The sequence below is a fragment of the Burkholderia sp. Bp9143 genome (assembly GCF_003853645.1).
Lineage (GTDB): Bacteria > Pseudomonadota > Gammaproteobacteria > Burkholderiales > Burkholderiaceae > Burkholderia.
The window spans coordinates 1-6,982 of sequence record NZ_QTPO01000099.1 but is presented as its reverse complement, the minus strand read 5'-3'; the positions used below and the strand labels follow the sequence as shown (position 1 = coordinate 6,982).

Annotated in this window: 7 protein-coding genes; 4 read left to right on the top strand and 3 right to left on the bottom strand. The window is 65.7% G+C overall.

The annotated features are described in order from the left end of the window. Window positions 1–202 precede the first annotated feature (202 nt). From DIE23_RS38460 to DIE23_RS38450, 3 genes are all read left to right on the top strand, one after another. On the top strand, window positions 203–1,180 hold the full coding sequence (locus tag DIE23_RS38460) for a chromate resistance protein ChrB domain-containing protein (RefSeq protein WP_185646622.1): 978 nt from the start codon (window positions 203–205) through the stop codon (window positions 1,178–1,180). Further along, the gene (locus DIE23_RS38455; protein ID WP_124618066.1) at window positions 1,177–2,355 is read left to right on the top strand and encodes a chromate transporter; all 1,179 of its coding nucleotides are present in this window, start codon (window positions 1,177–1,179) and stop codon (window positions 2,353–2,355) included. The genes DIE23_RS38460 and DIE23_RS38455 overlap by 4 nt, the downstream gene beginning before the upstream one ends. A 166-nt stretch (window positions 2,356–2,521) precedes the next feature. Continuing rightward, window positions 2,522–3,775, top strand: coding sequence for an MFS transporter (locus DIE23_RS38450; RefSeq protein ID WP_124618064.1), 1,254 nt, complete (start codon window positions 2,522–2,524; stop codon window positions 3,773–3,775). A 106-nt stretch (window positions 3,776–3,881) separates the two neighbouring features. Here DIE23_RS38450 and DIE23_RS38445 read toward each other — a convergent pair whose 3' ends face one another. The 3 genes from DIE23_RS38445 to DIE23_RS38435 are packed head-to-tail and all read right to left on the bottom strand — an operon-like array spanning window position 3,882 to window position 5,477. Further along, a complete protein-coding gene (locus tag DIE23_RS38445) occupies window positions 3,882–4,586 on the bottom strand; it encodes an RNA polymerase sigma factor (protein ID WP_124618062.1) in 705 nt (234 codons plus the stop codon). Beyond that, window positions 4,583–4,948, bottom strand: a complete 366-nt coding sequence (locus DIE23_RS38440) for a cupredoxin family copper-binding protein (protein ID WP_124618060.1) — start codon at window positions 4,946–4,948, stop codon at window positions 4,583–4,585. Before DIE23_RS38440 ends, DIE23_RS38445 begins: the two co-directional genes overlap by 4 nt. Then, complete coding sequence (locus DIE23_RS38435) at window positions 4,929–5,477, bottom strand: DUF4142 domain-containing protein (protein ID WP_124618058.1); 549 nt, start codon at window positions 5,475–5,477, stop codon at window positions 4,929–4,931. Before DIE23_RS38435 ends, DIE23_RS38440 begins: the two co-directional genes overlap by 20 nt. 306 nt (window positions 5,478–5,783) lie before the next feature. Here DIE23_RS38435 and DIE23_RS38430 point away from each other — a divergent pair. Further along, window positions 5,784–6,982, top strand: a 1,199-nt coding sequence (locus DIE23_RS38430) for an ROK family protein (RefSeq protein ID WP_148093489.1), incomplete at its 3' end; no start/stop codon positions are given.

The window sequence follows — 6,982 nt, the reverse complement described above, 5'->3', positions numbered from 1 at the left end:
GACTGCGACTGGGGGCGAGAATCATGCCGGGCCTGGCTGGCCAAAGCCCCAATTATCGGGGCGTGAAGATAGTAACGAGGGGTATATCCGCGAACAATCAGACGAACGAGGATCACCTCGCGGATCGCCCGGCCGCCGCGCCATTGCAGTCGCCGCCAAAGTCGACTTGTAGAACTCATAACACTTGAGTAGCATTTACTACATGAATTCGCTCACGACATGGTCGCTCCTCGTTCTGACCCTTCCGACGGAAAACGCGACGGCCCGCATGCGGTTCTGGCGCGCCCTGAAGGCAAAGGGCTGCGCGGTGTTGCGCGACGGCATCTATCTGTTGCCGTACACCGAAGCCCATGAAGGGACGCTGCGCGACCTCGCGGGGGCCATTGCCGAAAGCGGCGGCACGGCTCACCTGTTACGCGCCCCGAGCCTGGACGCATCGCAGGAACGGGAATTCCGCGCGCTCTTCGATCGCGGGGAAGATTACGCAACGTTTATCCAGTCCCTTGCGGAAGCCCGCAAGGCCCTGGCCGGGCAGTCCGCCACGGAACTCACGCGCCTGCTGCGACGGGTACGCAAGGATTTCGACGCCATCCGGACAATCGATTACTTCCCGGACGACGCAGCCACCCGCGCCGAAGTCGCGCTGAAGGATTTCGTCGCATTGGTCGACACCGTGCTGTCGCCAGGTGAACCGCACGCCGCGGACCGCGCGATCCGTCCGCTGGCGATCGACGCGTATCAGGGCCGCACATGGGCGACCCGGCAACGGATGTGGGTCGATCGCGTCTCCAGTGCATGGCTGATCCGCCGCTTCATCGACGCACGCGCCCGCTTCATCTGGCTCGCGTCGCCCGCGGATTGCCCAGCTGACGCGCTGGGCTTCGATTTCGACGGCGCGACGTTCACGCATGTCGGCGAGCGCGTGACGTTCGAGGTGCTGCTGGCCAGTTTCGGGCTCGACGACGACCCGGCGCTGATGCGGCTCGGCGAGATCGTGCACGCGCTCGACGTGGGCGGCCGCATCGCGCCCGAAGCGGTCGGCTTCGAGGCCGTGATGGCCGGCACGCGCCAGCGCGCGGAGAACGACGACCAGTTGCTCGAGCAGATGAGCGTCGTGCTCGACGCCTTGTACGCACATTTCTCGTCGACCGGAAAAAACGAGACCGGAGCCAGGTCATGACCACTGCCATCGCCACGACCGAACCGACCTATTCGCTCGGCGAGCTGGTCGCCTACATGCTGCGTCTCGGTACGTTCGGTTTCGGCGGGCCGGTTGCGCTCGCGGGCTACATGCGCCGCGACCTGGTCGAGCGTCGCGGCTGGATCACGGCAGCCGACTACAAGGAAGGACTCACGCTGGCCCAGCTCGCGCCGGGGCCGATGGCGGCCCAGCTCGCGATCTATCTCGGCTTCGTGCACTACCGCATTCTCGGTGCGACGCTCGTCGGCTTCGCGTTCGTGCTGCCGTCGTTCCTGATGGTGCTGGCACTCGGGTTCGCGTACGCGCATTTCGGCGGGTTGTCGTGGATGCAGGCCGTCTTCTACGGCGTCGGCGCCGCAGTGGTCGGCATCATCGCGATGAGCGCCTACAAGCTCACGACGAAAACCGTCGGCCGCGACAAGCTGCTCTGGGCGATCTTCCTGACGCTTGCCGCCGTGACCTTCATCACGGAATCGGAAATCGCGTGGCTGTTCGTCGTCGCGGGCCTGGTCGGCTGGCTGTGGCGCGCCCCGCCCAAGTGGCTGCACCGGGGCGGGCTGAATGCGGTTGCCGCCGCCAACCTGCCGGCAGCCAGCGGAATATTGAGCGGCATCGATCTGCCGCAGCTCGTTCAGATCGGTGCGTTCTTCATGAAGGCCGGCGCGTTCGTGTTCGGCTCCGGGCTCGCGATCGTGCCGTTCCTCTATGGCGGCGTCGTCACCGAACATCACTGGCTGAACGACAAGCAGTTCGTGGATGCCGTCGCGGTCGCGATGATCACGCCCGGCCCGGTCGTGATCACCGTCGGCTTCATCGGGTATCTCGTGGCAGGGCTGCCCGGCGCGATCGTCGCGGCGCTCGGCACGTTCCTGCCGTGCTATCTGTTTACGGTCATTCCCGCGCCGTACGTGAAGAAGTACGGGCACCGTCCGGCCGTCAAGGCGTTCGTGGACGGCATCACCGCCGCAGCCGTCGGTGCGATTACGGGCTCCGTCCTCGTGATCGCAAAGCGCTCGATCGTCGACATCCCGACCGCACTGCTCGCCGTCGCGACCGTGCTGCTGCTGTGGCGCTTCAAGAAGCTGCAGGAGCCCGTCGTCGTCACCGCTGCCGCGCTCGTCGGGCTGGTGGCCTACCCGTTGCTCCATCATTGATCCGCGCCGCGGGGCAGCGATCAAGACGCATCGGACGACGTTCGTGCAGCGGTGTTGCCGCGTAACCTCAGTCCGCTGAACAGGAGAAACGCGATGAAGTGGACGACGCGTGAACGGGTGAATATCGATCGCATCGCGGACGCGCGCTACGCGTGGTGCCTGCGTGATGCCCGTGCCTAGCGGCCGGTTCGCGTCGTGGCTCGCCGGCCGGATGCTACCGGCAGGTGCCGACCGGGCCGCGTGGCTCATCCTCGCAAGCCGCGGCATGCGTGGCTTCTGCGATGGATTCATTGCCGTGCTGTTGCCCGCGTATTTGCTGTCGCTCGGATTATCGAAACTGGACGTCGGGTTGATCGGCTCCACGACGCTGATGGGTTCCGCAATCGCGACGATCGCGGTCGGAATGCTCGCGAGCCGCTTCACGCAGCGACGCATGCTGACGTTCGCGGCGGCGCTGATGGCGGCAACAGGCATCGGCTTCGCGAGCCTCTCCACGTTGTGGCCGCTGTTCGTCATCGCGTTCGTCGGCACGCTCAATCCCAGTTCAGGCGATGTCAGCCTGTTTCTGCCCCTCGAACAGTCGCGTCTGGCGCAAGCCGCCAGCGGCGACGCTCGCACGGCGCTGTTTGCACGATACAGCCTCGTCGGGGCCGTATCGGCGGCGGTCGGCTCCCTGATGGCGGGACTGCCGATCTGGATTGCGTCGCATGCCGGAATCCCGGCGCTTGGCGCGATGCGCGGCATGTTTCTCTTCTACGCGGTGGCGGGTGTTGCCGTCTTCATGCTGTACCGGCGATTGCCGCGCTCCGATACCCACGCGTCGAAGGCCGCTCCCCCGCTCGGCCCGTCGCGTCCCATCGTCATGCGGCTTGCGATGCTGTTCAGCGTCGACGCGTTCGCGGGTGGTCTCGTCGTCAATTCGCTATTGTCGCTGTGGCTGATGCAGCGCTTCGGGCTCTCGATCGCCGCTGCTGGCCAGTTCTTCTTCTGGGCGGGCTTGCTTTCGGCCGGCTCGCAGCTCGCGGCCGCTCCGCTATCGCGCAGGATCGGCCTGTTGAACACGATGGTGTTCACGCATATCCCGTCGAGCGTATGCCTGATCGGCGCCGCCTTCGCGCCGTCGCTGCACCTCACGTTGGCGCTGCTGCTGATGCGAAGCGCACTTTCGCAAATGGATGTACCGACGCGAACCGCCTACGTGATGGCGGTCGTCACGCCGGCGGAAAGACCGGCGGCGGCCAGCTTTACGTCTGTCCCGCGCAGCCTTGCGGCGGCTGTCGCGCCGACGTTGGCCGGCGGCCTGTTCAGCCTTGGCTGGCTTGGTGCGCCACTGGTTGCATGCGGCGCACTGAAGATCGTTTATGACCTTTCGCTGCTGGCGGCCTTTCGACACGTCAGACCAAACGACGACCGGGCGTGACGCCGTGACGGCGAGGAAGATCGGTGACACCCTGCGTCACGCGATATCTCGCCGACCGATCTGAAACGATCAGCGGTCTATCGGCCGTTGCCGCGGCCGCCGACCGTCAAGCCGGACCGATTCTCGCCAGCACCCCGAGCACGATCCGGTCGCAGCGTTCCCCGTCGAACGAAAACACGTCGCGCTCGGCCAGGTCGATTTCGCGTGCAAGCGATTCGCGCAGCAGGCTTCTTGCCCGGAAATGCCGCGAGCGCACGGTCGCCTCGGGTATACCGAGGCACTGGGCGGTTTCCTCGACGCTGAATTCCTCGACGCAGCGCATCACGAACACGATGCGAAACGCTTCGGGCAATGCATCGAGCTTGCGCTCCAGCAATGCGCGCAATTCGGTTCGCATCAGCGCCCGGTCCGGCGATTCGTTCTGGTCTGCATCCATGATTTCCCGCTCGAAGTCGGTGATCGACGACAGCGCGACCATCGGCGCGATCGTGTCGCGCCGTGCGCCGCGGCGCTGGCGCGTATGGCACGCGTTGAGCACGAGCCGCGACAGCCAGGTCGACAGCGACGCTTCGCCGCGAAAACGCGGCATCGCGCGAAACGCCGCCAGATAGGTCTCCTGCAGTGCGTCCTCGGCTTCCGCGTCGTCGCGCAGCGTCGCACGGGCCAGCCGGTAGAGCCGCCGGTTGTAGCGACGCATCAGCTGTTCGAACGCAGCGCGGTCGCCGCTCGCGACGCGCGCGGCGAGCGTGCGGTCGTCTTCTTCCGAAAGAGGCTGGGGCTTCAGCTCGGGATCGCCCGCATTGCGCATCATGGCTTGCCCTTCACGGTCAATGTCGCTTTCATCGCAGGATGAAACGCGCAGATATACGCATGGCGGCCCGGTGCATTCGCGACGTACGTCCACGACGCACCGGGTGCGATTTCGTGCGAATCGAACACACCCGCGGCCGTGGCCGTGTGCGCGACGAGATCCTGGTTGATCCAGACGATCGTGTCGCCGCGCTCGACCGTCAGGCTGGCCGGGTTGAAGCGCATGCCTTCGATGGTGATCCGGCGCGTCGTGCCGGCCGCGACGTCCGCAGCCACCCACGCCAGCGCCGCCAGCACGATGAACCGGCACGCGGCGCGGCGCCGCGCCGTCGAGCGCCGGGGCTCAGTAGGACTTCTTCTCATTGCCGCCGCCGAGCGTCGATTGCAACGCGCGAGCGTGCTCGAGATGGGCGACGAATGCCGGCCGCACCTTCACCAGCAGCGCCTTCAGTTCGTCGTTCTTCGCGGACGGAATGAGCATCTTGTCCATCGCGTCGATCACCTGTTGATGATAGGCCACCTCGTGCTCGACATACGCCTTGTCGAACGCGTGCCCCTTGAGCGCCTTGAGCGCGGCGACGTTGTCATCGCCCTCCTTCTTCAACGCGTCGCTCGTCGCGTTGGTTTCGGGTTTCAGGTTCAGCCTGGTCGCGAGCGCCACCGCCGATTTGTTCACATTGGTGTGATCGGTGACCATCAACTCGGCGAAGGTCTTGACCGGTTTCGTATGCGTCGTGTTTTCCGCGAGCGTGCCGGCGTCGATGTCGACCTGATTGGCCGTCACGACGATCGCCGCGATCTGCGGGTCCGTCAGTTGCGTCCCTTGCGCGGAGGCGGCGAGCGGCAGCGTGGACAGCAGTGCCGCGAGGCCCAGCTTGTGCATGAGTGTCATGTGATTTCTCCAGTGGAATCGAAGCGAAGCGATCATCCATGTCGCTCGACGATGGATGGCTCTGTGGCGATAGACGTCACGACTTTCCGCCGCGTTTCCATGGGCGCTCGGAAAAGTGTCTTTGTATGGACGCCACGGACAGGACAAATATTACAAATTCCCTTCAAGACTTCGTGCGAGACACGCCGCCCGTCACGGCGCAGCACGGGGTTTACCTGACTGACTTCGCCGAGCGCGCATGCTTAAATAAATCAACTTGAATTATTTAATGCGTCGGCCGCCGACGCGCCATGGAAGGAGACGCCCATGAGAAGCCCGCACATCGGCCAGGGAAGCAACTCGGTCAACGTGCGCCGTTACAACGAGCGCCTGCTGTTGAAGACGCTGCGCCGGACAGGCAGCGCGTCCAAGGCCGACCTCGCCCGCCACGCAAACATGACGGGCACGGCGGTCGGCAGCATCATCGCGTCGCTCGCCGACGCGAAGCTGATCGAATTCGCCGGCCGCACCGAAGGCCAGCGCGGCCAGCCCGCGTCGCTGATTCGCCTCGATCCCAATGGGGCATTCGGTATCGGCGTGCGCTTGGACCGCATGCGCATCGAAACTGCGCTGGTCAACTTCGCGGGCGACGTCATCGGCTGCCGCTCCCACGACACCCTTCTCCCGCCGCCCGCGACCGTGCTCGAACTGGTTCGCCGCGACATCGAGGAGCTGCAACGGCTTCTGCCCGCCAAGGACCGCGAGCGGCTCGCGGGCGTCGGCGTTGCCCACCCGTTCAACCTGGGTAGCTGGCTGCGCGAGCTCGGCCTTCCGGCCGAAGCCTTCCGCGCGTGGGCCGAGATCGACCTGGCCAGGGAACTCGCAGGCGTCGTTTCGCTGCCGGTGTTCAGCGAGAACGACGGCAATGCGGCCACTATCGCGGAGCTCTTTTACGGGTGCGGCCGACAACGCGACAATTTCGTCTATCTGTTCCTCGGCCCGGTAATCGGTGGAGGGATCGCGATCGACGGCGACTGCCTGCACGGCCGCACCGGCAACGCCGGCGATTTTGCCGTGATGCCCGTACAACCGAGCCGCTTGCCTTCCGCGCCCGCGCCGCACGGCGCCTGGGACATCCTCCTTACGCGTGCGTCGTTGAGCGCGCTGATCCGGCATCTTCGCTATTGCGGCGAGACGGTCGACAGCCGCGCCGACCTCGAGGCCTGCATCGCGCGCGGCCTGCCGGCCGTCGACGAATGGATCGACGACTGCGTCGATGCCCTCGCGTTCGCCCTGCGCGCGGTGCTATCGGTACTCGATTTGCCGGTGGTCGTCCTCGATTCGGACGTCGATGCCGGCCTGCTCGACACGCTCATGCAGCGTCTGCAAGTCGCGCTCGCCGACATCACGCCGGAAGCGCGCAGTGCGCCAGAACTCGTGCGCGGCACGTTCGGCGCCGACGCGGGTGCGAGCGGCGCCGCGACGCTGCCGATGTTCTTCAACTTCTCCCCGCGCTCCGGGATTCT

What these genes read in the sequence shown, in the direction of transcription:
- DIE23_RS38460 (WP_185646622.1), top strand. Translation starts at nt 203, where the DNA reads ATGAATTCGCTCACGACATGGTCGCTCCTCGTTCTGACCCTTCCGACG.
- DIE23_RS38450 (WP_124618064.1), top strand. Translation starts at nt 2,522, where the DNA reads ATGCCCGTGCCTAGCGGCCGGTTCGCGTCGTGGCTCGCCGGCCGGATG.
- DIE23_RS38445 (WP_124618062.1), bottom strand. Translation starts at nt 4,586, where the DNA reads ATGATGCGCAATGCGGGCGATCCCGAGCTGAAGCCCCAGCCTCTTTCG.
- DIE23_RS38455 (WP_124618066.1), top strand. Translation starts at nt 1,177, where the DNA reads ATGACCACTGCCATCGCCACGACCGAACCGACCTATTCGCTCGGCGAG.
- DIE23_RS38435 (WP_124618058.1), bottom strand. Translation starts at nt 5,477, where the DNA reads ATGACACTCATGCACAAGCTGGGCCTCGCGGCACTGCTGTCCACGCTG.
- DIE23_RS38440 (WP_124618060.1), bottom strand. Translation starts at nt 4,948, where the DNA reads ATGAGAAGAAGTCCTACTGAGCCCCGGCGCTCGACGGCGCGGCGCCGC.